Below are 23,858 nucleotides of genomic sequence, written 5' to 3' on the forward strand. Positions count from 1 at the left end.
CGTGCGACGCGTCATCCCCGGTCGCGGCGGGCGCTCCACCCGGGCGCTGGCGTCGGGCGCGCTGGTGCTGGGCCTGGTGGCCGGGACCGCCGCGTGCGGTCCCGGCGGGCCCGCCGGCGCCGAGCCCGTCCCCACCACCGAGCAGGAGCAGGACGTGGCGTTCAGCAACCCGGTCCACGACGGCAACCTCCCCGACCCGTTCGTGCTGCGCGCGGGCGACGCCTGGTACGCGTACGGCACGCAGGGCCGGTTCGGCACGATGCCCGTGCTCACCTCGCCGGACCTGGTGACCTGGGAGGTGGTCGGCGACGCGATGCCGACCCTGGCCCCCTGGTCCGGCGCGGGCCGGCACTGGGCGCCGGAGGTCGTCGAGCTGGGCGGCCGGTACGTCGCGTACTACACCGCGATGGAGCGCAGGACGCAGCAGCAGTGCATCGGGGTCGCGTACGCGGACGCGCCGACGGGGCCGTTCGTCGACGACGCCGACGCGCCGCTGGTGTGCGAGCACGACGAGGGCGGGTCGATCGACGCGTCCCCGTTCGTCGACGTCGACGGGACGCCGTACCTGCTGTGGAAGAACGACGGCAACCACGTCGGCGTCCGGTCCTGGATCCGGGTGCAGCAGCTCGCCGCGGACGGCGGTGCGCTGGTCGGCGACGGCCCGGTCGACCTCGTCACGCACGACCAGCCGTGGGAGGGGCACCTGGTCGAGGGGCCGTCGGTGCACGTCCACGACGGCCGGTACCACCTGCTGTACTCCGCGAACGACTACGGGTCCGCGGACTACGGGGTGGGCTGGGCGGTCGCCGACCACCTGCTCGGCCCGTGGACCAAGCCGCACGACGAGCCGCTGATGCGGAGCAACGAGGTCGCCGCCGGGCCGGGGCACGGGAGCGTCGTCACCACGGACACGGGCACCTGGTACGTGCACCACGCGTGGCCGCCGGACGCGGTGGGCGCCACCTACCCGGGCCGGCAGATGTGGTTGACGCCGCTGCGGTTCGGCGACGACGGCGTCCCGGTGCTGGACGGCCCCGCGGCGACCGTGGGCCGCACGCCGTGACGGTGACGCTGCGGGACGTGGCCGCACGCGCCGGGGTGTCGTTCAAGACCGTGTCCAACGTGGTGAACGGCCACCCCCACGTCAGCGAGGTGACGCGGGCCCGCGTGCTGGCCGCCATCGAGCTCACGGGCTACCGGCCGAACCCCAGCGCGCGCAGCCTGCGGCACGGGCGGTCCGGCATCCTCGCGCTCGCCGTGCCGGAGCTGACGTCGCCCTACTTCGCGGCGCTCGCCTCGGCCGCCGGCCGCGCGGCCAAGGAGCACGGCCGGGTGCTGGTCATCGAGGAGACCCGCGGCGACGTCGAGGGGGAGCGGGTCGCGCTGGTGGACCTGACCTCCCGGCTGGTCGACGGCGTGATCCTGTCGCCGCTCGTCACGCCCGAGCCGCTGGTGCTCGACCGGATCGGCCGGACGCCGCTGGTGATGCTCGGCGAGCACCGGTACGACGTCGGCGCGGACCACGTCGCGATGGACAGCGTGCGCGCGGCCCGGGAGCTGACCGCGCACCTGCTCGCCACGGGCCGGCGGCGGATCGCCGTCGTCGGCCGGCAGGTGCCGGGCAGCACGGGCGGCGAGCGGTGGCGCGGGCACGTGCAGGCGCTCGCGGCGGCGGGGCTGCGGCCCGACGAGGCGCTGGTGCCGCAGGTCGCGGCCTACCGGCGGGAGGACGGGATCGGCGCCGTCGAGGCGCTGCTGGCGGCGGGGCCGCCACCGGACGCGGTGCTGTGCTTCAACGACCTGCTGGCGCTCGGTGCGGTGCACGCGCTGCGCCGTGCGGGGCTGCGGGTGCCGCAGGACGTGGCGGTAGCGGGGTTCGACGACGTCGAGGAGTCCCGGTACGCCGGGCTGACGTCGGTGGCCCCCGACCTGGAGCTGCTGGCGGCCGCGGCGGTCCGCCTGCTGGTGCGGCGGCTCGCGGAACCCGGGCTGCCGCCGTGCCAGGTCGAGGTGCCGTTCCGGGTGGTGGTCCGGTGCAGCACGGCCCCGGGCGGCACCAGCGCGCGGCCCCCCGGCGCCGGGCCTACCGACGCGGCCGGTCGCGGAACTCGTGCGGGCTGTGCGGGGTGCTGCCCGACACCTGCGTGACGATCTCCGCCGCCAGGACCCGCAGCTTCTGGTTCCGGTGCTGGGACGCGCGGCGCAGGATCTCGAACGCCTCCTCCGGGCCGCACCGGTTCTGGGCCATCACCACCCCGAGGGCCTGGTCGATGACCGCGCGCGCGGCCATGGCCTGGCGGAGGTCCTCGTTCACCCGGGCCTGCTCCTCGACGCGTGCGGCGACGGCCACCGCGCGGACGGCGTCGTCCGCGAACTGCCCGACGTCGCCCAGCACGTCGAGGCCCCAGTCGCCCGGCTCGTCGCGGTAGAGGTTGATCGCCAGGTCCAGGTCGAGCCCCTGCGGCGTGGCGGCGGGCAGCGCGGCCGCGGACCGGAAGCCGGCGTCGAGGGTCGCCTCGTGCCACTGCGGCCACCGGTCGTCGTCCCGGACGTCGGCGACCACCACGATCCGGGACTGCCGCCCGGCCTCGAGGCACGGGCCGTCGCCGGCGGCCTGCTCGGCCCGGTCGCACGTCTCGGCGCGGTGGTCGGTCGCCGCGGCGACGGTCGCCTGGCCCGCCAGCCGCACCGTGATCGCCGCCGAGCACCCCGGCCCGGCGCGCTCCGCGGCCTGGGCCGCGATGACGGTCAGCAGCTCGTCCACCTGCACGGTGCTCGCCAGCATCGCGTGCAGGGCACCGACCGCGTCGGCACGCCAGCCGCCGCGGACCCCGACCTGCGCGGATCCGTCCCGCGCCTGCGACCGGGCCACGGAGCTCACGGCCTCAGGCGCCGTCCGCGCCCGGGTCCTCCTGCGACGCGTCGCCCGAGGACCGCTGCGCGGTGTAGCCGGCTTCGGGGCCGTCGCCGTCGGAACCGGGTGTGCTCTGCTCGGCGACGTCGTCCGGGTCGCCGCCCGGCAGGACGCCCTCGGGGCGGTCGGCCTGCTGCTCGCTCACGCTGCTACCTCCTCGATCGGGTCCCTCCATGCTTTACCCGAGGTCGCCGTCCCGCATCTCGGAGGGGTCGGCGGCGGGCGGGACGATCCGCAGCTGGACGCCCGCCTGCTCGGCACGCCGCCGCAGCCGCGCCACGTGCAGGGCCGCGACCGGTCCGACCCGCTGCAGCCGGGACGCGTCGACCACCAGCGTGCCGCGCGCCGGCACGGCGCGCAGCGCCGTCGCGAGCCCGGCGACCAGGGCGGGCGCGGTCGCGCCGTCCACCTCGCCGTCGACGTGGGCGACGACGGACCGGCCCTCGACCTCGTGGGTCACGGTGAGCGAGGCGGGCAGCACGCCGGACCCGCGCCCGCCGCCGGTGCCGGCGGTGGCGGGCGCACCGCCGAGCTCGGCCAGCGCGGCGTCGATGATCTCGCGGGGGTCGCCGTCCGCGCGGCGGGCCGGCATGGTCTCCAGGAGCCGCTCGGCGAGCGTGCGCACCTTGACGTTGAGGTGCTCGGAGTGCCAGCGCAGGAAGTCGAACGCGGCCTCGCCGTCCAGCCCGTAGGCGAGCATGGCCGCGCCCTTCGCCTGGTCGATGACCTCGCGGGAGGCGATGGCGGCGGCGAGCATCTCGTCCGCGCGGCGCGCGGCGGTGGCGCTGATCTCGGCGCCCAGGTCGACGAGCAGGCCGTGGTGCGGCGACGTGCCGCCCGGCTCCGCGGCGTCGCCCGGGCCGGGGGCGCCGGACTCCCCGGGCAGCTGGGGCACGCCGTTCCCGTCGGTGCCGGGGGCGAGCACGGCGAGCACGACCCGCTCCTGGCCCGTCGCGTCGAGCAGCCGGTACCGGGCGCTGCGGCCGGAGCCCGTGACATCGCCCGCGGCGGCCGAGCGCAGGACGGCCTCGAGCGCGAGCCGGTCGTCGCGGTGGCAGTGCGCCAGCATGAGGGCGGTCGAGGGCACGACCTCGCCCGGCTGGAACCCGTGCATCTGGTACACGGGCTCCGACCAGGCCACGGAGTCGCCGTCACCCAGGAGACGGAACGTGCCCGGGGCCACGGACCAGGAGGCGGTCGACGACGACGAGGGACGGGTGCTGAGGGACATGCAGACTCCGGAGCCGTGGCACGACGGCTTCAGGCGCACGTCGAACCGGTATTTCTCGCGCGGCTCGCTTCGTCCCAACGATGCGCGGGAGCCCGGTCCGGCGACGCCGGGGTTCGGGACCAGCACCGATAGTGCCAAATCCGCGCCCGCGGTGCACGCCGGGTCCCCGTTTCGTGCGGCGCACCGGCGGCGCGGGCGGTGCCGGAGCCGCCCGGTAGCATCGGCTCCCGTGCACCCGCCCCGCGCCAACCGCGCCTACCGCAACGTCGCCCGCGTCCTGCGCCCCGTGCTGTACGCGATCACCCGGCGGGACTGGCGGGGCGTCGAGCACCTGCCGTCCGGCACGGGGTTCATCGCGGCGAGCAACCACATGTCCAACGTGGACCCGGTGACGTTCGCGCACTTCCTGTACGACAACGGCGTCGCGCCGAAGATCCTCGCGAAGGCGTCGCTGTTCTCGGTCCCGGTGCTCGGCTGGGTGCTGCGCACCTCGGGGCAGATCCCGGTGCACCGGAACACCTCGCGCGCCGGCGACTCGCTGCGGGACGCCGAGGCCGCGCTGCTCGCGGGGGAGTGCGTCGCCGTCTTCCCCGAGGGCACGCTGACCCGGGACCCCGACCTGTGGCCGATGGTCGCGAAGACCGGGGTCGCCCGGCTGGCGCTGACCACCCGCGTGCCGGTGGTCCCCACCGCGCAGTGGGGCGCCCAGGACCTGCTGGGCCGGTACAAGAAGTTGTTCAAGCCGTTCCCGCCCAAGAAGATCACGATCGTCGCCGGCCCGCCGGTGGACCTCGACGACCTGTACGGCCGGCCGCTGGACGCCGCGACGCTCCGCGAGGCGACCGAGCGGGTCATGGCCGCGATCACCGCGCTGCTGGCCGACATCCGCGGCGCGACGCCGCCGGCCACCCCCTACGACATGCGGCGTCCCGGCGGCGCGTCGACGGACCTGACGTGACCCGCGCCGCCGTCCTCGGGGCCGGCGCGTGGGGCACGACGTTCGCCGCCGTGCTGGCCGACGCCGGCTGCGACGTCACCGTGTGGGGCCGCGACGCCGCCGTCTGCGAGGAGATCGTCCGGGACCACCGCAACGAGCGCTACCTGCCCGGCGTCGACCTGCCCGCGCGGGTGACGGCCGACGCCGACCCGGCAGCGGCGGTGGCGGGCGCCGACGTGGTCGCCGTCGCCGTGCCGTCGCAGTCGGCGCGCGCGATCCTGGCGCCGCTGGCCGGCGCGCTGGCACCGGGCTCCGTCGTCGTCTCGCTGATGAAGGGCGTCGAGCTCGCGACCGACCGCCGGATGAGCGAGGTGATCGCCGAGTCGCTCGACCTGCCGGCGGAGCGCGTCGCGGTGCTGTCCGGGCCGAACCTCGCCGCCGAGATCGCCGCGCGGCAGCCGACCGCGACCGTGGTCGCCGCCACGGACCCGCACGCGGCCGAGCGGGTCGCGGCCGCCTGCGCCACGGGCTACTTCCGGCCGTACACGAACGACGACGTCGTCGGCGTCGAGCTGTGCGGCGCGGTGAAGAACGTCATCGCCCTGGCCGTCGGCATCTCGCAGGGCCGGGGCCTCGGGTACAACACGATGGCCACGGTCATCACCCGGGGCCTGGTGGAGATCACGCGGCTCGGGCAGGCGCTCGGCGCGCGCGCGGAGACCTTCCCGGGGCTGGCCGGCATGGGCGACCTCATGGCCACCTGCGCGTCGCCCGACTCGCGGAACCACAAGCTGGGGCTGCACATCGGCCGCGGGATGACGCTGGACGAGGCGATCGCGGCGACCGGCGGCACGGCCGAGGGCGTGAAGTCCTCGCGGTCGGTGCTCGACCTGGCTGAGCGCGCGGGCGTGGACATGCCGATCACGCACGCCGTGGTGCAGGTGCTGCACGAGGGGCTGCCGGTGGACGCGCTGGCCCCGCTGCTGCTGGGACGGCCGCGCAAGGCGGAGGGTCTGTAGCCGACCGGCGCGCGGCCGACCGGAATCCCCGCAGCAGCACCTCGAGGTCGTCATACGGCGGCGAGGTCGTCATACGTACGTGACGACCTCGCCGATGACTGACGACCTCGCGCGATGCGTCAGCCGCGGAGCGCCTGGTCCAGGTCGGCCCAGAGGTCCTCGACGTCCTCGATGCCGACCGACAGGCGCAGCAGGTCCTCGGGGACCGTCGGCGACTCGGTCGCGAACCGGCGCCGGCGCTCGATGCTCGACTCCACGCCGCCCAGGCTGGTCGCCGGCACCCACAGGCGCAGCGCGGCGACCAGGGCGTCCGCCCCCGCCGCACCGCCGCGCGGGCGCAGGCCGATGATCGAGCCGTAGCCGGACATCTGCGCGGTCGCGCGGGCGTGGCCCGGGTCGCCGGGCAGGCCGGGGTGCCGCACCTCGACGACGCCCGGGTGCGCGGCGAGCCGCTGCGCCAGGTCCAGCGCGGTGCGCTGCGAGCGCTCGACCCGCAGCGCCAGGGTGCGGATGCCGCGCAGCGCCAGGTAGACCTCGAACGGGCCGGCGATGGCGCCGTGCACCGTGCGGTAGCCGTGCAGCGTGGCGCGCAGGTCCGCGTCGTCGGTCAGGACCGCCCCGAGCACCACGTCGCTGTGCCCGGCCAGGTACTTGGTCACCGAGTGCACGACGACGTCGGCGCCGTGCTCCAGCGGCCGCTGCACGAGCGGGGTGGCGAACGTGTTGTCCACGGCCACCAGGGCGCCGGCGGCGTGCCCGGCGGCGACCAGCGCCGGGAGGTCGGCGACCTCCAGCATCGGGTTGGTCGGCGACTCGACCCACAGCATGGAGGTGGCCCGGCCGGTGGGGGAGGCCGCGGGGTCCAGCGCAGCGACGACGGCGTCGGTGTCCGCGATGTCGACCTGCGCCACCTCGACGTCGGAGCGCCCCGCGAGGTCGCGGGCGTAGCCGAGGGTCACCTGGTACGCGTGCCGCGGCAGCACCAGCCGGCCTCCGTGCGGCACCAGCGACAGCGCCGCGGCGATGGCGGCCATGCCGGAGCCGAGCACCAGCGCCGGGTGCACCGAGCCCTCCAGGGCGCCGAGCGTCTGCTCGAACGGCCCCCAGGTTTCGGTGTCGGCGCGGGCGTACATCATCTCGCCGGGCTGCGGCTCGCCCTGGGAGACGTACGTGGAGGACAGGACGATCGGCTCGTTGACCGGGGCGCCCTGCACGCGGGCGGGACGGCCCGTCGTCACGGCGAGGGTCTCGCGGCGGAGCTCGGTCGGGTGCGCGTGGTCGGTCACGCTGCGCAGGTTAGCGCCGCGCGCGGCGGGCGGCGCCGGCCGTCCCACCCAGCGGCACCGGCACGGGCTAGGCTCGCGGGCGATGTCCAGCCAGACGCAGCCCCCGACCCCGTCCACGCCCGCGCGCCCGCGCGTGCTCGTCCTGTTCGGGGGGCGGTCGAGCGAGCACGCGATCTCGTGCGCCACCGCCGGCGCCGTGCTGCGCGCGGTCGACCGCGAGCGGTACGACGTGCTGCCGATCGGCATCACGCCGCAGGGCCGCTGGGTGCGCGTCGAGGACGACCCGGACCGCTGGGCGATCGTCGACGGCCGCCTGCCGGAGGTGCAGGCGTCCCCGGAGCAGGTGCTGCTGCCGCAGGAGGCCGGCTCCCGCGCGCTCCAGGTGATCGAGCCGGGTACGCCGGCCACGGCGCTCGGCGACGTCGACGTGGTGCTGCCGCTGCTGCACGGCCCGTTCGGCGAGGACGGCACGCTGCAGGGGATGCTCGAGCTCGCGGACGTCCGGTACGTCGGCGCGGGCGTGCTCGCCTCGGCGGTCGGCATGGACAAGCACTTCATGAAGGTGGCGCTGGCCGGCGCCGGGCTGCCGGTCGGGCCGTTCGTCACGCTGCGCGGCGACGACCTGGCGCAGGACAAGGACGGCGTGCGCGCGCGGATCGCGGCGCTCGGGCTGCCGCTGTTCGTCAAGCCCGCGCGCGCCGGGTCCAGCATCGGCATCACGCGGGTCACGGACCTGGCCGACCTCGACGCCGCCGTGGCGACCGCCCAGCAGCACGACCCCAAGGTCGTCGTGGAGGCGGGCATCGTCGGGCGCGAGATCGAGTGCGCGGTGCTGGGCGGCCGGAACGGTGCGCGCGCCCGCGCGTCGCTCCCGGGCGAGATCGTCGTGACGGACAGCTCGCACGGGTTCTACGACTTCGAGGCGAAGTACCTGGACGAGTCCGCCGTCGAGCTGTCCTGCCCGGCCGACCTGCCGGACGACGTGACGGCGCGGGTGCAGGACGTCGCCGTCCGGACGTTCGAGGCCGTCGACTGCGAGGGCCTGGCGCGCGTCGACGTGTTCGTCACCGCGGACGGCGAGGTGGTCGTCAACGAGATCAACACGATGCCGGGCTTCACGCCGTTCTCGATGTACCCGCGGATGTGGCAGCAGAGCGGCCTGTCCTACCCGGACCTGCTGGACGAGCTGCTGCAGCTGGCGCTGGAGCGGCCGACCGGCCTGCGCTGACCCGCCGCGCCCCGCCCGGACCCGCTCAGAGGCAGGAACGGGTCGCCTCGACCTGGGACACCGCGGTGCTCAGCGCGTCGAGGAACGACGTCGACCGCTCCGCGACCACCGAGGCGGGCACGTGCACCTCGACCGCCGGGTCGCGGCCGTAGGTGACGAAGGTCCAGTCGGACGAGCCCGGGTCGGTCGCGAGGCTGTCGGCGTCGGCCCCGTCCGCGGACCCGGCGTCCGCGGTCTCGGCGTCGGCGGGCTCGGCGTCCGCGCGGACCAGCCAGTCGATGCTCGTACCGCCGGCCGTCTCCATGGTCACGCACTGCTCGGTGGTGGGTCCGGGGACCTCGACGCCGCACCGCAGCGTGACCGGGTCGGACGGGGTGCCCCAGGCCGAGGTGGCCTGGCTCGTGGTGCGCTGCTGCTCCAGGCCGTCGCCGAGCGACTCCGGCAGCGCCAGCACCACGCGGGCGCAGTCGGGGTTCGCCGCGTCCGGGGCGACGGCGACGCCCACGCCCTGCGCGCACCCGGCGAGCAGCGGCGACGCGGCCAGCACGAGCCCGCCCAGCAGGACGGCAGGACGACGCGGGGCACGGCTCGGGTGGGTCACCCCGTCACGGTAACCCGGCCGGCGGGGGATACCGTGACCGGCGTGAGCGACGCCCCCGCAGCCCCCGACGCCGAGACCACCACCGTCGCGGACCTGTCCGAGGACGGGCTGCTCGCGCGGATCTTCCCGCACCTGCCGCCCGGCGACGCGACGCTGCTGGGCCCCGGTGACGACGCCGCCGTGCTCGCCGCACCGGACGGCCGGGTCGTGGTGTCGACCGACGTGCTGGTCGAGGACCGGCACTTCCGGCTGGCGTGGTCCACGGGTGCGGACGTGGGCTGGCGGGCGGCGATGCAGAACCTCGCGGACGTCGCGGCCATGGGCGCGCGGCCGACGGGGATGGTGGTGTCCCTGGTCGTGCCGGGCGACCTCCCGGTGTCGTGGGTCGAGGGGCTCGCCCGCGGCCTCGGTGCGGCCGGCGCCACGGTGGGTGCCGGGGTGGTCGGCGGCGACCTGTCGGGCGGGGACCTGGTCGTGGTCGCGGTGACCGTGCACGGCGACCTCGGCGGCGCGGACCCGGTGCTGCGCTCCGGTGCGCGGCCGGGCGACGTGGTGGCGCTGGCGGGGACGGCCGGCCGGTCGGCGGCCGGGCTGGCGCTGCTGGCCGCCGGGGCCGCCGACGCGGACCCCGCCGTGGTGCGGGTGCACCGCCGGCCGGAGCCGCCGCTCGCGCTCGGCCCGGTGGCGGCGCGGGCCGGTGCGACCGCGATGCTGGACGTGTCGGACGGACTGCTGCGCGACGGCGGGCGGATCGCGCGCGCGAGCGGGGTCGTGCTCGACCTGGGCGAGCCCGCCGAGGTGCTGGCCGACGACCTCGCGGCGCTCGCAGCCGCCGCGGCGGCGGTCGGCGGCGACGCCCGGGCGTGGGTGCTCGGCGGCGGCGAGGACCACGGCCTGCTGGCGACGTTCCCGCCCGGCGCCGTGCCGGCCGGCTTCCGGGAGGTCGGGCGCGTCCGGGCGCCGGGGGACGGCGCCGCGGCGGGCACGGTGCTGGTGGCCGGGCGACCGGCCGGGACCCCGCCGGGCTGGGACCACTTCGCCCGGTGAGGCCCGTGCCCGTCGGGCCCGGCAGCGCCTCAGCGGCGGCGGTAGCGGACCTCGAGCAGGTCGGCCCCGCCGACGTCCTCCGTGCGCTCGGTGCCGTCGGGCTGGAAGCCGTGCCGGCGGTAGAAGTGCCGGGCCCGGTCGTTGTCGGCGAACACCCACAGCGTGACGGGCACCCGCGGCGGGACGTCCTCCATCGCGGTGCGCAGGAGCTCGCGCGCGGCGCCGGAGCCCCACATGCCGTGGTCCAGGTAGATCGCGTAGATCTGGAGCTGGTGCCGCTCCGCGTCCTCGTCCAGCGCGGGACCGAGCGAGATGAACCCCACGACGTCGTCGCCGGAGGTCGCGACCCAGGCCCGGATCCGGCTGCCGGGGGACAGGTCGCGCTGCCAGACCTCGGTCCGGCGCTCGACGTCGAGCGCGGCGAGGTAGCTGTCCGGGACGATCCCCGCGTAGGCCTGCTGCCACGTCTGCACGTGCACGCGGGCGATGCCCGCGGCATCCCGCGGCTCCGCAGGTCGGACCGTGTGCTCGCGGCGCTGCTCGCTCATGCGGACAGGGTGCCACACGGGCCTGGCCCGCCACAGGGGTTCACGCGGGTGGCGCCCGGCCCCGGGCAGCACGAAGGCCCGCAGGCGTCAGCCGTGCGGGCCCTCGTCACGCATGAGCCGTCAGACGGCGCGCTGCACCTTGCCGGCCTTGAGGCACGAGGTGCACACGTTGAGCCGCTTCGGGGTACCCGCGACCACCACACGGACGCGCTGGATGTTCGGGTTCCAGCGCCGCTTCGTGCGCACGTGCGAGTGCGAGATGCTGTGCCCGAAGCTCGGGCCCTTGGCGCAGACGTCGCAGTTGGCAGCCACGGTCTTCTCCTGATCCGGTTATTGCACGCCGCTCGGAAGGTGCCCGGGCGGCAAGTCCTGGTTGAGTGGGGGCGCCCGCAAGGCTCCGGAGACCGGTCCGCTGGGGTGCCACCCGTGCCCGGCAGTGGCCAGGCAACCGGATAAGACTAGCCCACGACCGCCCGGACCCTCAAAACGACGTCCGTCACACCGCGGGCGCCGCGGCCGGCGGGCGGAGCGGCACGGGCCTGGGGACGAGGCGGGCGACGCCGGTCCCGTGCGGCAGAGTAGGGCGGTGCGGGCACGCCGCCCGCACCCAGGACGGACGGGAAGGACCGCGCGCGGACGTGGCTGGACGACTCGGGGACGGCGACGTGCTGCGCTCCTGGCTGGACCGCGCCGTGCCGGCGCTGGACGCGGCCCGGGAGCGCATCGACGCGGTCAACGTGTTCCCCGTCCCCGACGGGGACACGGGCACCAACGTCCTGCTCACGGTGCGCGGCGCCGCCGACGCGGTCCGTGCCCTCGACCCCGCCGCCCCGGGGCCCGACGTGCTGCGCGCGCTCGGCCGCGGGGCGCTGCTGGCCGCCCGCGGCAACTCCGGGGTGATCCTCAGCCGGTACCTCGGCGGTCTCGCGGAGGTGCCGGGTGCCCCGCTGCCGGAGGCGCTGCGCCGGGCGGCCGAGGTCGCGCGGACCGCGGTGCACCAGCCGGAGGACGGCACGGTCCTCACCGTGGCCGTGCGTGTCGCCGCGGCGGCGCAGGACGCGGCCGGCCGGTCGGGCGCCGACGAGGCCGCGGTGCTGGCGGCCGGCGTGGCGGCGGGCCGGTCGGACCTCGCCGGGATCAGCGCGGCGCACCCCGTGCTCCGCTCGGCGCGGGTGGTGGACGCCGGGGCGTGCGCGCTGCTCGTGCTGCTGGACGCGCTGGCGGCGGCGCTCGCGGGCGCGACCGGTCCGGTCGACGTCTCCTGGCTCGCCGCGCACGCCGGTGCCGCGGTGCAGGACCGCGACGCCGACCGGGGCGCGCAGGACGGGACGAGCGGCCCGGACGACCGGGCGTACGAGGTGATGGCCGTGCTGCACGCCGCCGACCCCGCGGGCACGGACGGGCTGCGGGCCGCGCTCGCCACGGCCGGGGACGCGGTCGCGGTGGTCGAGGGCGCCGGGGTGCTGACCGCGCACGTGCACGCGGACGACCCGGTCGGCGCGCTCGCGGCGGTCGACGGGTGCGGCGGCCGCTGGACGGCGACCGTCCGGGCCCTGGTGCCCGGGGAGGGGCCCGGCGGTCCGAGCGCCGTGGTCGCCTGCACCGCGCACCCGGTGCTGGCCGGCACGCTGGCGCTCGCCGGCGTTGTCGCGCTGGTGCTGCCCGCGGGCGTGCCGGAGCCCGAGGTGCGCGCCGCGCTGGCCCGCGCCGTCGAGGACGCCCGCGGGCCGGTGCACGCGCCGCCGTCCGGCACCGTCCCTCCCGGCGCCGAGGTCGTCGTGCTGCCCGGCGACCGGCCGGCCGCCGCCGCTGCGTCCGCCGGTGCGCCGGAGCCGGTGCGGGTCAGGACGACGGCGGTCGACGAGCTGCAGGTGCTCGCCGCCGCCGTGGCTCTCGCGCACGGCGGCCACGGGGACGTGGGCGCGCCGACGGCGGTCGCCGCGGACCTCGACGCCGCCCTCGCCGCCGTGGACCGCCTGCTCGCGGCCGGACCCGCAGGGCTCGCCGGGCCGGACGGATCCCGGGCCCTGGTCGTCCTGCTCGGTGCGGGGACCACCGCCGACGACGGGCTCGACCTGGCCGACCGGCTCGCCGTCGGGCACCCCGACGTCCCGGTCGTCGTCGCCGGGCCCGTCCCCGCGGGGCCGGCGTACGGTCTCGCGATCGCGTCGACCGCGTCGACCGGCGCCGACGTCCCGGGAGGCCCCGCCCACCCGTCCGACCCGTCCCACCAGTCCGACCAGTCCGAGCCCCGCGCGGAGGCACGCCCGTGACCGTCCCCGACGACGCCGTCGTCCGACCCCTGCCGTTCCTCGAGCGGGACCTGTCGGGCGTCGTGGCGTCCGCCAGGGCGCTGAAGCTGCTGGCCAAGCTCGACCTGCACACCTACGGCGACCTGCTGCGGCACTACCCGCGCCGGTGGCAGCGCTGGGGCGACATGACGCCGATCGACCGGCTGGTGATCGGCGAGCACGTGACCGTCGACGGCCGGGTCGAGCAGTCGACGACGCGCACCATGCGCTCGCGCGGCGGGGTGATCCTGGAGGTCGTGGTCCGCAACGGCGCGCACCGGCTGCACCTCACCTGGTTCGCCAAGCACGCCGGGGCGCTGCGGAACTTCGAGCGCGAGCTGGTGCCCGGCACCTACGGGCTGTTCTCCGGCACGGTCAAGGAGTACCGGGGCACGATGCAGCTGCTGCACCCGGAGTACGAGGTGGCCGAGCTCGGCGACGTCGTCGACGAGGCGATGCGCATCCTGGAGGCCGAGCGCCCGCGCCCCGTCTACCCGCTCACCGCCGGGCTGACCAACAAGGCCATGAAGGGCATGGTCGGCACGGTCCTCGACATGCTGACCGAGGCCGACCTGCCGGACCCGCTGCCCGAGCCGGTCCGGCGCGACCTGCCCGGCCTGGTCGGTGCGCTCGGCGGCCTGCACCGCCCGCACGACCGCGTCGAGCTGGAGCAGGCGACCCAGCGGCTGCGGTTCGAGGAGGCGTTCGTCCTGCAGGCGGAGCTGGCCCGCCGCAAGGCCCGGGTCGCGGCCCAGTCCGCCGTGGCGCGCCCGCCGCGGGCCGGTGGTCTGCTCGACGCGTTCGACGCGCGGCTGCCGTTCGAGCTCACCGCCGGGCAGCGGCAGGTGGGCGCCGAGATCGCGACCGAGCTGGCGGCGGACACCCCGATGCAGCGGCTGCTGCAGGGCGAGGTCGGCTCCGGCAAGACGGTCGTGTCGGTGCGGGCGATGCTGCAGGTGGTGGACGCCGGCGGCCAGGCCGCGCTGCTGGCCCCGACGGAGGTGCTCGCCGCGCAGCACGCCCGGACGCTGCGCAACCTCCTCGGCGACCTGGCGGAGGGCGGGATGCTCGGCGGCGCGGACACGGCCACCCGGGTCGCGCTGCTCACCGGCTCGCAGACCGCGGCCCAGCGTCGGCAGGCGCTCGCGGAGGCGGCCGGCGGCGCGGCCGGCATCGTGGTCGGCACGCACGCGCTGCTGTCGGAGCACGTGCAGTTCGCGGACCTCGGCCTGGTCGTCGTCGACGAGCAGCACCGGTTCGGCGTCGAGCAGCGCGACGTGCTGCGCGCCAAGGCCGGCGGCGTGCCGCACCTGCTCGTCATGACGGCGACGCCGATCCCGCGCACGGTCGCGATGACGGTGTTCGGCGACCTGGAGACGTCCACGCTGCGGGAGGTCCCCGCCGGCCGCGCGGAGGTGGTGACGCACGTGGTCCCCGCCGACCGGCAGGCGTGGCTCGACCGCACCTGGCAGCGGGTCCGGGAGGAGGTCGACCGCGGCGGCCGCGCCTACGTGGTGTGCGCCCGCATCGACGCCGACGCCGACGGGAAGGCCGCCGCCCGGGACGACGGGGACGGCGCGGACCTGGTCGTCGACGACCCGGACGACCTGCCGGAGGGCGACGAGCGCCCGAAGCGCGTCCTGCGCGCCGTGACCGAGGTCGCCGCGGAGCTGAGCGCCTCGGCGGCGCTGCGCGACGTCCGGGTCGGGGTCCTGCACGGCCGGATGACCCCGGAGGAGAAGGAGCGGGCGCTCGCGGACTTCTCGTCCGGCGCGGCGCCGGTGCTGGTCTCGACGACGGTGGTGGAGGTCGGGGTCGACGTGCCCGACGCGACCGTGATGGTGGTGCTGGACGCCGACCGGTTCGGCATCTCGCAGCTGCACCAGCTGCGCGGCCGGATCGGCCGCGGCAGCAGGCCGGGCGTCTGCCTGCTGGTGGCGGACGCCCCCGACGGCACCCCGGCCGCCACCCGGCTCGCCACGCTCGCGGCGACGCGGGACGGCTTCGCGCTGGCGGGGGTCGACCTGGAGCTGCGCCGCGAGGGCGACGTGCTCGGCGCGGCGCAGTCCGGCCGGGGGACCTCGCTGCGGCTGCTCAAGGTCACCGAGCACGCCGACGTGATCGAGCAGGCGCGCCGGGACGCCCGCGAGCTCGTCGCGGCCGACCCGGAGCTGGCGACGGTCCCGCACCTGCGGGCCGCGATCCAGACGATGCTGCGGGGCACGCGCGAGGAGTTCATCGACCGGACGTGACGGGCGCCGCCCGGCCGGGCCGCAGGTCCCGCCGGGCAGGCCCCGGCCGGTGCGTAGGCTGCACCCCGTGTCGAAGCAGCCCGTGATCCGTGCCGTCGACCTGCTCGTCGGCTACGGCGGGGAGCCCGTGTGCGCCCCGGTCTCGTTCACCCTCCCGCCCGGCCGGGTCCTCGCCCTCGTGGGGGCGAACGGCTCCGGCAAGTCGACGGTCCTGCGGGCGGTGCTCGGCCTGCTCGAGCCGGTCGGCGGCCGGGTGGACGTGCTCGGCCGCGCCGTCGACGAGCGCGAGGTCGGGTTCCGCCGCCGCGTGTCGAGCGTGCTCGACGACGACGCCTACTTCCCGGCCCTGACCGTGGCCGAGCATCTGTACCTCACGGCCCGCGGGCACGGGGTGCAGGGCGCGGACGACGTGGTGGACGCGCTGCTGGAGGAGTTCGGGCTGACGGAGCACGCCGGCGCGCTGCCGGTCGCGCTGTCGTCCGGGCAGCGGCGCCGGCTGCTGCTCGCCGCCGGGCTGGTGCGGCCGCGCTCGCTGCTGGTGCTGGACGAGCCGGAGCAGCGCCTGGACGTGTCGATGCGCGACCACCTGGCGCAGCGGCTCCTCGACGAGAAGCGCGCCGGCGGCTCGGTGCTGCTCGCCACGCACGACCCGGACCTGCTGCGCGCCGTCGCCGACCGCGCCGTGCTGGTGGCGGACGACGTCTCCCGGCTGCTGAGCGTGGCCGACGCCGTCGACGCGCTCCGGCCGGGCGTGCTGTGACCGACGAGTTCGCCGCGGTGCCCACCGCGGGCACCCCGGACGCCCTGCCCGCCTCGCCGGTCCCGTCCGGCTGGGACGACGCCCCCGAGCCCGCCGTGGCCCCGGCCGACCGGCGCACGCCCGTGCCCGCCGCCCGGTCGATCCGGAAGTACACCGCGGGCGTGGCACGGCGCCGGTCCGGCGGCGGCCTGGGCGACGTGCTCGGCGACGTCTACTACGCGGTCGTCGTCGGGGCCATCGGCATCGGGGTGGCGCTGGGCGTGGCGGGCCAGCTGCGCACCGCGCTGCCGCACGTCCCGGACGGCGCCCTGCGCACCGGCATCAGCCTGCCGACCGTGGTGGCCGTCGCCGCCGTGGTCGTCGCCGGCGCGGTGCTGTCGCTCGCGGCGCGGCTCGGGCCGGTCGGCGCGGGCGGTGCCGAGGCCACGTGGTGGCTCGGCCTGCCGGTGGACCGCCGCGGCCTGCTGCGCCCGGCGTCCCTGCGGCTGCCGATCGCCGCCGGCCTGGTCGGCGGCGCCGTGCTGGCGCTGCTGGACGGGGGACTGCTCGCCGACCACGGCGTCGGCCACGTGCTGCGGCTCGGCGGCCTGGCGGCCCTGGTGTGCGCCGCCCTCGCGCTGCTCGCCGGTCACCTGCAGAGCCGCGGGGTGCCTCGGCGCAGCACGGCGGTGGCCGGGGACCTGGTGATCGCCGCCGCCCCGGTGCTGGCCCTGGCCGGCGCGCTCGCGGGCTGGCGGCTCGCCGCGCTGCCCGACGTCCCCTGGTGGGTGCTCGGCGTGCTGGCGGTCGCCGTCGGCGGGCTGGGCTGGTGGCTGGACCGGCGGCTCGGCCGGATCCGCGGCCGCGACCTGCGGGAGAGCGGCTCGGTCGCCACGCAGGCGGCGGGCGCGATCGTCTCGCTGGACTCGCGCGAGCTCGGCCGCGCGCTCTCGGACTCCGCCGCGCGGCCGCGCCGCCGCCGGGTGCGCCGGATGCGCCTGGTGCGGGGTCCGGTGTCCGCGATCGCGGTGGCGGACCTGACCGTGCTGCTGCGCTCGCCCCGGCACCTGGTCCAGCTGGTGCTGTCGGCGCTGGTGCCGGTGGTCGTGGTGATCACCCCGCAGCTGGCCGGCGCGCTCGGCGTCACGATCGCGCTGCTGGTCAGCGGCTACGTCGGCATGCTCGCCACGGGGGAGGGCGCGCGCCGCGCGGAGATGGCCCCCGTCGTCGACCGGCTGCTGCCGCTGTCCGCGCAGCAGGTGCGCCGCGCGCGGCTGATCGTCCCCGGTGTCGCGATGCTGCTGTGGTCCGTCGTCGCGTTCGGCGCCGTGGGCCGCTGGGAGGGCGACCTGGTGCCCTGGATCGCGCTCGGGGTCGCCTCGGCCCCGGTGTGGGCGGGTGCCGCGCTGCGTGCCGCCTACCGGCCCGCGCCCAACTGGGAGGGCCCCCTGATCGCCACGCCCGCCGGCGCGCTGCCCGGCGGCGTGGCCGGGGTGCTGGCCCGGGGACCGGACGTCGCCGTGCTCGGCATGGTCCCGGTGATCATCTCGGTGGTGCTGGGCACGGTGGTCCCGACGGTGGTGCTGGTGCAGCTGGCGGTCTCGGCGATCGCGTTCGCGGTGGGCACGAGCACCAGCACCAGGACGATGATGGACCGGCTGCAGGACGCGTCCGGCGCGGACACCTCCGGGACGTCCGGGCCGCCGACGAAGGGAGCCCGCGCGTGACGCGCATCGTCAGCGGGTCGGTCGGCGGGCGCACGCTGGCCGTGCCGCCGCAGGGCACGCGCCCCACCAGCGAGCGGGTGCGGGAGGCGCTGTTCTCCCGCCTGGAGCACCTGGACGCGGTGGACGCCGCCCGGGTGCTGGACCTGTACGCCGGCTCCGGCGCGCTCGGGCTGGAGGCCGCCAGCCGCGGCGCCGCGCACGTGGTGCTCGTCGAGTGGGGGAAGGTCGCCGCCGACGTGTGCCGGAAGAACGTGGGCGCCCTCGGCCTGCGGGACCGCGTCGACGTGGTGCGCGACCGGGTCGAGAAGTACGTCGAGCGCCCCGCTCCTGCGGCGTGGGACCTGGTGCTGATCGACCCGCCGTACGACCTCCCGGAGGCCGCGCTGGCCGAGGTGCTGACCGCGCTGGTGCCCGCGCTCACCCCGGAGTCGGTGGTCGTCGTCGAGCGGTCGACCCGGACCCCGGCCCCGCCGTGGCCGGCCGGCATGCACGGGTTCGACACCCGCGCGTACGGCGAGACGGCCGTGCACCTCGGGGCCCGCAGCCCCGTCGACGACCCGGCGGAGGACGACGCCGACGCGCCGGACGCGCCCGGCGAGGACGACCCGGCCGCCCGGCGGTAGGTTCGACCCGTGGTTCTCGCGGTCTGCCCCGGCTCGTTCGACCCCTTCACGCTCGGCCACCTGGACGTGGTGCGCCGGGCCCGGCGACTCGCCGACGAGGTGGTCGTCCTGGTCGCGCACAACGCCGCCAAGCGGCCGCTGCTCGACGTCGGCGCGCGGGTCGCGCTGATCGAGGACGCCGTCGCCGGCCTGCCGGGCGTCCGCGTGACGTCGTCGGCGGGGCTGCTCGCCGACCAGCTGCGCGCGCTCGGCGCCGACCTGGTGGTCAAGGGGCTGCGCGGCGGCGCCGACTTCGACGCCGAGCTGCCGATGGCGCTGATGAACCGGCACCTGAGCGGGGTGGAGACCGCGTTCGTGGTCGGTGACCCGGCGCTGTCGCACGTCGCGTCCTCGCTCGTGAAGGACGTCGCGCGGCACGGCGGACCGATCGACGACCTGGTGACGCCCGCCGTCGCCGCCGCCGTCCGCGCCGCGCTGGCGGCGCCGCCCAGCACGCCCGAGGGGAGCCCCGCATGACCGAGCCCACCGACACCGCCCGCGACCGGCGGGAGAACCTCACGGCCGTCCTGGACGCCCTGGAGCAGTCCGTGCACGCCGCGCGCGCCATGCCGATGTCGTCGTCGGTCCTGGTGAGCCGCGCCGAGCTGCTCGACCTGGTGGAGCAGGCGCGGCAGGCGCTGCCGACCCAGCTGGGGCGCGCGGACGAGGTGCTGGCGGCGGCCGACGCCGAGCGGGCGGCAGCGCGCGCGGACGCCGAGCGCATCGAGGCGGCCGCCCGGCGCCGGGCCGCCGAGCTGGTCGAGCAGGAGTCCGTCGTCGGGCTGGCGACCGAGCGGGCGGCGGAGATCGTCCGCGAGGCCGAGGAGGTCGCGCGCGGGCTGCGCCGGGACGCCGACGACTACTGCGACCGCCGGCTCGCCGACTTCGAGATCGACCTGGGCAAGGTGCTGAGCCAGGTGCAGGCCGGCCGGGCCAAGCTGGCGGACCGGCTGGACGACCCCGCCACCTGACCGGCCCGCGGGTGTGACGGACGTCCGGTCGGGCCGGGTTGGGCCGCGCGGTCCTCGTACCGTAGGATCGACCGTTGGTCCTGCCGGTCGTGCACGGACCGAGACCCCCTCATGACAGGAACGTGGACCGTGGAGCGCGCGACTCACCTCGATCCCCGCTCGCCGTTCGTGCTCGACACCCACGAGCTCGGCCGACGTCCGGGATCGATGCGTCGTGCCCGCAGCACGGTTCCCGCTCCCGAGGACCTCGGTACCGACGTGATCGGCGTCCCCCCGGGTGACGACGTCGAGCTGGACCTCCAGCTCGAGGCCGTCGTGGAGGGCATCTTCGTCTCCGGCTCCGTGCGGGCCCGGGCGGTCGGGGAGTGCGTGCGCTGCCTGGACGAGGTCGTCGACAACGTCGACGTCCAGGTCCAGGAGCTGTTCGTCTACCCCGGTCGTGCCGCGGTCGCGAAGGAGAACGGCGACGACGAGGAGGACCTCCCCGAGCTGGACGGCGACCTGGTCGACGTCGAGCCCGCGGTGCGGGACGCGGTCGTGACTGCGCTACCGTTCAAGCCGTTGTGCCGGGACGACTGCCCGGGTCTGTGCTCCATCTGCGGAGCGCACCTGGCGGACGACCCCGAGCATTCCCATGAGATCCTGGACCCTCGGTGGGCTGCCCTCGGCAACCTGCAGAGCACGTCTGACGAGAAGAGAGAGAGCTAGCCGTGGCTGTTCCGAAGCGCAAGATGTCGCGCAGCAACACCCGTGCGCGTCGGTCGCAGTGGAAGACCACTGCCACGACGCTCAGCACGTGCCCGCAGTGCCAGTCGAACATGCGCCCGCACCAGGCGTGCCCGACGTGCGGCGCCTACGCCGGTCGGCGCTACGCCGAGGCCGTGCGCACCGAGCACGCCGTCTGACGACGCGTCGCCGACCTGCCCCCCGGTGTCCCACCGGGTGCGCGCAGGTGAGCACATGAGCACCACCGCAGCACAGCTCGCCCAGCAGCTCGGGGTCCACCTGGACCCCGAGCTGCTGGTGCTTGCGCTCACGCACCGGTCGTTCGCCCACGAGGCGGGCGGCATCCCGACCAACGAGCGCCTGGAGTTCCTCGGGGACACCGTGCTCGGCCTGGTCGTCACCGAGGAGCTCTACCGCCGCCACCCCGGCCAGTCCGAGGGCGAGCTGGCGAAGATGCGCGCCGCGACCGTCTCGCAGCGGGCGCTGGCCGAGGTCGCCCGGGCGCTGGACCTCGGGGACTACGTCCTGCTGGGCAAGGGGGAGCTCGCCACCGGCGGGCGGGACAAGGACTCGATCCTGTCCGACACCCTCGAGGCCCTGTTCGGGGCGGTCTACCTGTCGCACGGCCTCGAGACCTCGCGCACCGTCGTCATGCAGCTGGTCGGGCCGCGCCTGGCGCTGGCCGCCGACCTCGGCGCCGGCCTGGACTGGAAGACCAGCCTGCAGGAGCTGACCGCCGGGCTCGGCCTGGGCGCCCCCGTCTACCAGGTGACCAGCGACGGCCCCGACCACGCCCGCACGTTCACCGCCGACGCCGTCGTGGCGGGCGAGGTGCGCGGCACGGGTACCGGCACGGCCAAGAAGCTCGCGGAGCAGCGCGCCGCCGCCCTGGCGTACACCGCGCTGGACGCCGCGGCCCGGCCCGTCGCCGAGCCGGCCGCCTCCGTCGACTGACGTGCCGGAGCTGCCCGAGGTCGAGACCGTCCGGGACGGCCTGGAGCGGCACGTCGTCGGCCGCGCCGTGCGCTCCGTCGAGGTGCGCCGTCCGTACAGCGTCCGCCGGCACCTCGCCGGACCGACCGACCTCACCGGCCGGCTGGCCGGCCGCACGCTGACCGCCGCGGTCCGGCGGGGCAAGTTCCTCTGGCTGCCGCTGGACCACCCCGGCGCGGCCGGCGCCACCCCCGACGACGCGCTGCTGGCGCACCTCGGCATGAGCGGCCAGCTGCTCGTGCGCGGCACGTCCGCCGACGTCGCGTCCGGCGGCGCGCACCCCCACCTGCGGGTCCGGCTCCTGCTGGACGACGGCGGCGCACTCGACTTCGTGGACCAGCGGACCTTCGGGCACCTGTCCGTCGTCGACCTGCTGCCGACCCCGGACGACCGGCCCGGTGGTGCGGGCTCGGTGCTGCCGCTCGTGCCGGCGCCCGTCGCGCAGATCGGCCGCGACCTGCTGGACCCCGCCACCGACCGCGACGTGGTGGCCCGCGCCATCCGCCGCCGGCGCACGCAGGTGAAGCGCGCCGTGCTCGACCAGGGCGTCGTGTCGGGCGTGGGCAACATCTACGCCGACGAGGGGCTGTGGCGCGCCCGGGTGCACCCCGCGACCCCCACGGCCGGGCTGGACCAGGCGACGGCGCTGCGCGTGCTGGAGGGCGTCGCCGGGGTGATGTCCGACGCGCTGGCGCAGGGCGGTACCAGCTTCGACGCCCTGTACGTCAACGTGAACGGCGCGTCGGGCTACTTCGACCGGTCCTTGGCCGTCTACGGGCAGGCGGGGGAGCCGTGCCCGCGCTGCGGCACGCCGGTGGTGCGCGAGCCGTTCATGAACCGCTCGTCGCACCTGTGCCCGGTGTGCCAGCCGGCACCCGCCGGCTGAGCCCCGTCCGGTCCCGACGGCGACCGCGACGGCGCCAGGTCAGCGGGCGACCAGGTTGCGCAGCGGCTCGTCGCGCACGAACGCCCCGATGTTGTCCGCCAGCAGGGTGTCGGCGCCGACCGGCCGGCCGCCCGCGGCGTGCGGGGTGATGAGGATCCGCGGCTCGTCCCACAGCGGGGACGTGGCGGGCAGCGGCTCGGTCTCGAACACGTCCAGCGCCGCGCCGGCGATCGACCCGGCCCGCACCGCGTCCAGCAGCGCGCCCTCGTCGAGGGTCGCACCGCGGCCGACGTTGACCACCCAGGCGTGCTCGGGCAGCCGGGCGAACACGTCGGCGCCCAGCGCGCGCCGCGTGGTCGGCGTCGCGGGCAGGATGCCGATCAGCACGTCCGTGCCGGTCAGCGCCTGCGTGGCCTCCTGCGGGGTGATCACCGGGTAGCCGGCCCGCTGCCCGGGGCGGGACGCGACGCCGATCACCTGGGCGCCGAGCACCGTCAGCAGCGGCGCCAGCCGGGCGGCGATCGACCCGAAGCCCCAGATCAGCACCCGCGCGCCGGACAGCGACCGGAACTCGCCGCCCTCGTGCGGCAGGCGCTGCATCCCGCCCAGCTCGGCGGCCCAGCGGTGCGCGTCCTGCGCCCGGACCAGCTCGGGCAGCCGGCGGGCGACCGCGAGCACCAGGGCCAGCGTGTGCTCGGCGACGGGCCCGTCGTGCAGCCCGCGGCCCGAGGTGATGCGGACGTGCGGGGCGAACCCCGCCGCGAGCACCGCGTCCGGGCCGGCGGCCAGCGTCTGCACCCAGCGGAGCCGGCCCATCCGGCGGGCGGCGTCCGCGAGCTGGCCGGTGGCGTTGCCCCAGACGACGAGCGCCTCGGCGTCGGTCAGGTCGCCCGGGACGGGCTGGTCGACGTCGTACGGGGCCGCCCGGACCCCCTCCGGCAGTGCGGGGGCGAGCGGGATGGAGGTGGGCAGCAGGACCGTCGTCATGGGCCTGAGGTTCCCCCAGCGGCGGCCGCCGCGCCAGGTGGGGCGCCCGCGGACCGGACCGGCGGTGCGGCGGTGCCGTGCGCGGACCGGCGGATCGATACCATGCAGGGGTGTCCACGAACAGCGCAGCGCAGCCGGCCCGATCCGGGGAGATCTCCGTGATGATCGTCGACGACCACGAGGTCGTCCGGCGCGGCATCGCCGAGGTCGTCGAGCGCGCCGACGGCATGAAGGTCGTCGCGGAGGCCGGGTCGGTGGCCGACGGCGTGCGCCGTGCCGGCCTGGTGCACCCGGACGTGCTCCTGGTGGACCTGCAGCTGCCCGACGGCACGGGCATCGACCTGATGAACCAGGTCAGGGTGACGCTGCCGACGGCGCGCGCGATCGTGCTGACCTCGTTCGACGACGACGACGCCCTCGCGGCCGCGCTGGACGCCGGTGCGGCCGCGTACCTGCTCAAGAGCGTGCGCGGTGCCGAGATCACCGACGTGGTCCGCGCCGTCGCCGCCGGTCGCACCCTGCTGGACGAGCGGACCGTCACCCGCCGCCGCGCCGGCCACGAGGACCCGACCGAGAACCTCACGCCGAGCGAGCTCAAGGTGCTCGACCTGATCGGCGACGGCCTGTCCAACCGCGAGATCGCCGAGCGGCTGGGCGTCGCCGAGAAGACCGTCAAGAACCACATCACCTCGCTGCTGGCCAAGATGGGCCTGCAGCGCCGCACCCAGGTCGCCGCCTGGGTGGCCGCCCGCCGGCACAGCGGCTGGCGCGCGGAGGCCGGGCACAGCTGAGCCGGCCGGGGTGGCCCCGGGC

General features: G+C 76.8%; 26 protein-coding genes. 18 read left to right on the top strand and 8 right to left on the bottom strand.

Annotated elements, in window-relative coordinates:
• Position 1 precedes the first annotated feature (1 nt).
• Together AC1050_RS14065 and AC1050_RS14070 are read left to right on the top strand one after the other, a co-directional pair.
• Positions 2–1,063: a glycoside hydrolase family 43 protein gene (locus AC1050_RS14065; protein ID WP_482388028.1), complete on the top strand. Its 1,062-nt coding sequence runs from the start codon at positions 2–4 to the stop codon at positions 1,061–1,063.
• A 17-nt stretch (positions 1,064–1,080) separates the two neighbouring features.
• Entirely contained in the window at positions 1,081–2,148 is a 1,068-nt protein-coding gene (locus AC1050_RS14070; RefSeq protein ID WP_482388029.1) for a LacI family DNA-binding transcriptional regulator, read from the top strand.
• On the opposite strand, the gene AC1050_RS14075 is transcribed toward AC1050_RS14070, so the two are convergent.
• From AC1050_RS14075 to AC1050_RS14085, 3 genes are read right to left on the bottom strand one after another with little or no spacing between them, the layout of a single operon-like run.
• Positions 2,084–2,881, bottom strand: coding sequence for an ANTAR domain-containing protein (locus tag AC1050_RS14075; RefSeq protein WP_482388030.1), 798 nt, complete (start codon positions 2,879–2,881; stop codon positions 2,084–2,086). The genes AC1050_RS14070 and AC1050_RS14075 overlap by 65 nt on opposite strands.
• Before the next feature lie 4 nt (positions 2,882–2,885).
• Positions 2,886–3,059 (bottom strand): hypothetical protein, encoded by a 174-nt coding sequence (locus AC1050_RS14080; RefSeq protein ID WP_482388031.1) that lies wholly within the window; start codon positions 3,057–3,059, stop codon positions 2,886–2,888.
• Between the two features lie 33 nt (positions 3,060–3,092).
• Positions 3,093–4,145 (bottom strand): ANTAR domain-containing protein, encoded by a 1,053-nt coding sequence (locus tag AC1050_RS14085; RefSeq protein WP_482388032.1) that lies wholly within the window; start codon positions 4,143–4,145, stop codon positions 3,093–3,095.
• A 229-nt stretch (positions 4,146–4,374) separates the two neighbouring features.
• Here AC1050_RS14085 and AC1050_RS14090 point away from each other — a divergent pair, with 229 nt between their 5' ends.
• Positions 4,375–5,103, top strand: a complete 729-nt coding sequence (locus tag AC1050_RS14090) for a lysophospholipid acyltransferase family protein (RefSeq protein ID WP_482388033.1) — start codon at positions 4,375–4,377, stop codon at positions 5,101–5,103.
• A complete protein-coding gene (locus AC1050_RS14095) occupies positions 5,100–6,101 on the top strand; it encodes an NAD(P)H-dependent glycerol-3-phosphate dehydrogenase (protein ID WP_482388034.1) in 1,002 nt (333 codons plus the stop codon). Before AC1050_RS14090 ends, AC1050_RS14095 begins: the two co-directional genes overlap by 4 nt.
• A gap of 119 nt (positions 6,102–6,220) precedes the next feature.
• Here AC1050_RS14095 and AC1050_RS14100 read toward each other — a convergent pair whose 3' ends face one another.
• Positions 6,221–7,387, bottom strand: coding sequence for a trans-sulfuration enzyme family protein (locus AC1050_RS14100; RefSeq protein ID WP_482388035.1), 1,167 nt, complete (start codon positions 7,385–7,387; stop codon positions 6,221–6,223).
• Between the two features lie 82 nt (positions 7,388–7,469).
• Here AC1050_RS14100 and AC1050_RS14105 point away from each other — a divergent pair, with 82 nt between their 5' ends.
• The gene (locus tag AC1050_RS14105) at positions 7,470–8,615 is read left to right on the top strand and encodes a D-alanine--D-alanine ligase family protein (RefSeq protein WP_482388036.1); all 1,146 of its coding nucleotides are present in this window, start codon (positions 7,470–7,472) and stop codon (positions 8,613–8,615) included.
• A gap of 25 nt (positions 8,616–8,640) precedes the next feature.
• On the opposite strand, the gene AC1050_RS14110 is transcribed toward AC1050_RS14105, so the two are convergent.
• Positions 8,641–9,216, bottom strand: coding sequence for a DUF3515 family protein (locus tag AC1050_RS14110; RefSeq protein ID WP_482388037.1), 576 nt, complete (start codon positions 9,214–9,216; stop codon positions 8,641–8,643).
• 42 nt (positions 9,217–9,258) lie between these two features.
• Between AC1050_RS14110 and AC1050_RS14115 the strand changes: the two genes are divergently transcribed.
• Positions 9,259–10,263 carry a thiamine-phosphate kinase gene (locus tag AC1050_RS14115; protein WP_482388038.1) on the top strand — a complete coding sequence of 335 codons (1,005 nt, stop codon included), beginning with the start codon at positions 9,259–9,261 and terminating at the stop codon, positions 10,261–10,263.
• Positions 10,264–10,292: 29 nt separating this feature from the next.
• Here AC1050_RS14115 and AC1050_RS14120 read toward each other — a convergent pair whose 3' ends face one another.
• Both AC1050_RS14120 and rpmB read right to left on the bottom strand, forming a co-directional pair.
• Positions 10,293–10,811 (bottom strand): GNAT family N-acetyltransferase, encoded by a 519-nt coding sequence (locus tag AC1050_RS14120; protein ID WP_482388039.1) that lies wholly within the window; start codon positions 10,809–10,811, stop codon positions 10,293–10,295.
• Positions 10,812–10,931: 120 nt separating this feature from the next.
• The gene (rpmB, locus tag AC1050_RS14125) at positions 10,932–11,123 is read right to left on the bottom strand and encodes a 50S ribosomal protein L28 (protein WP_135974635.1); all 192 of its coding nucleotides are present in this window, start codon (positions 11,121–11,123) and stop codon (positions 10,932–10,934) included.
• A gap of 326 nt (positions 11,124–11,449) precedes the next feature.
• Between rpmB and AC1050_RS14130 the strand changes: the two genes are divergently transcribed.
• The 11 genes from AC1050_RS14130 to mutM all read left to right on the top strand — a co-directional run bounded on the left by AC1050_RS14130 (position 11,450) and on the right by mutM (position 22,058).
• Positions 11,450–13,084: a DAK2 domain-containing protein gene (locus tag AC1050_RS14130; RefSeq protein WP_482388040.1), complete on the top strand. Its 1,635-nt coding sequence runs from the start codon at positions 11,450–11,452 to the stop codon at positions 13,082–13,084.
• The gene (locus AC1050_RS14135; RefSeq protein WP_482388041.1) at positions 13,081–15,354 is read left to right on the top strand and encodes an ATP-dependent DNA helicase RecG; all 2,274 of its coding nucleotides are present in this window, start codon (positions 13,081–13,083) and stop codon (positions 15,352–15,354) included. The genes AC1050_RS14130 and AC1050_RS14135 overlap by 4 nt, the downstream gene beginning before the upstream one ends.
• A 67-nt stretch (positions 15,355–15,421) precedes the next feature.
• Positions 15,422–16,114, top strand: coding sequence for an ABC transporter ATP-binding protein (locus tag AC1050_RS14140; RefSeq protein WP_482388042.1), 693 nt, complete (start codon positions 15,422–15,424; stop codon positions 16,112–16,114).
• Positions 16,111–17,820 (top strand): DUF6297 family protein, encoded by a 1,710-nt coding sequence (locus tag AC1050_RS14145; RefSeq protein WP_482388043.1) that lies wholly within the window; start codon positions 16,111–16,113, stop codon positions 17,818–17,820. The genes AC1050_RS14140 and AC1050_RS14145 overlap by 4 nt, the downstream gene beginning before the upstream one ends.
• Entirely contained in the window at positions 17,817–18,443 is a 627-nt protein-coding gene (gene rsmD, locus AC1050_RS14150) for a 16S rRNA (guanine(966)-N(2))-methyltransferase RsmD (RefSeq protein ID WP_482388044.1), read from the top strand. Before AC1050_RS14145 ends, rsmD begins: the two co-directional genes overlap by 4 nt.
• 9 nt (positions 18,444–18,452) lie before the next feature.
• Positions 18,453–18,959 carry a pantetheine-phosphate adenylyltransferase gene (gene coaD / locus AC1050_RS14155; protein ID WP_482388045.1) on the top strand — a complete coding sequence of 169 codons (507 nt, stop codon included), beginning with the start codon at positions 18,453–18,455 and terminating at the stop codon, positions 18,957–18,959.
• A complete protein-coding gene (locus AC1050_RS14160; protein WP_482388046.1) occupies positions 18,956–19,453 on the top strand; it encodes a hypothetical protein in 498 nt (165 codons plus the stop codon). The genes coaD and AC1050_RS14160 overlap by 4 nt, the downstream gene beginning before the upstream one ends.
• A 129-nt stretch (positions 19,454–19,582) precedes the next feature.
• The gene (locus tag AC1050_RS14165; protein ID WP_482388047.1) at positions 19,583–20,161 is read left to right on the top strand and encodes a YceD family protein; all 579 of its coding nucleotides are present in this window, start codon (positions 19,583–19,585) and stop codon (positions 20,159–20,161) included.
• A 2-nt stretch (positions 20,162–20,163) separates the two neighbouring features.
• Complete coding sequence (rpmF, locus tag AC1050_RS14170; RefSeq protein WP_482388048.1) at positions 20,164–20,358, top strand: 50S ribosomal protein L32; 195 nt, start codon at positions 20,164–20,166, stop codon at positions 20,356–20,358.
• Between the two features lie 55 nt (positions 20,359–20,413).
• Positions 20,414–21,133, top strand: a complete 720-nt coding sequence (rnc, locus tag AC1050_RS14175) for a ribonuclease III (protein WP_482388049.1) — start codon at positions 20,414–20,416, stop codon at positions 21,131–21,133.
• 1 nt (position 21,134) lies between these two features.
• Positions 21,135–22,058 carry a bifunctional DNA-formamidopyrimidine glycosylase/DNA-(apurinic or apyrimidinic site) lyase gene (mutM, locus tag AC1050_RS14180; protein WP_482388050.1) on the top strand — a complete coding sequence of 308 codons (924 nt, stop codon included), beginning with the start codon at positions 21,135–21,137 and terminating at the stop codon, positions 22,056–22,058.
• Positions 22,059–22,097: 39 nt separating this feature from the next.
• Here mutM and AC1050_RS14185 read toward each other — a convergent pair whose 3' ends face one another.
• Positions 22,098–23,045, bottom strand: a complete 948-nt coding sequence (locus AC1050_RS14185; protein WP_482388051.1) for a phosphoglycerate dehydrogenase — start codon at positions 23,043–23,045, stop codon at positions 22,098–22,100.
• A gap of 161 nt (positions 23,046–23,206) precedes the next feature.
• On the opposite strand from AC1050_RS14185, the gene AC1050_RS14190 reads away from it, so the two are divergent.
• Positions 23,207–23,836, top strand: coding sequence for a response regulator (locus tag AC1050_RS14190; RefSeq protein WP_482388397.1), 630 nt, complete (start codon positions 23,207–23,209; stop codon positions 23,834–23,836).
• Positions 23,837–23,858 lie beyond the last annotated feature (22 nt).

It is taken from the genome of Cellulomonas sp. NEAU-ZC6 (genome assembly GCF_056844425.1).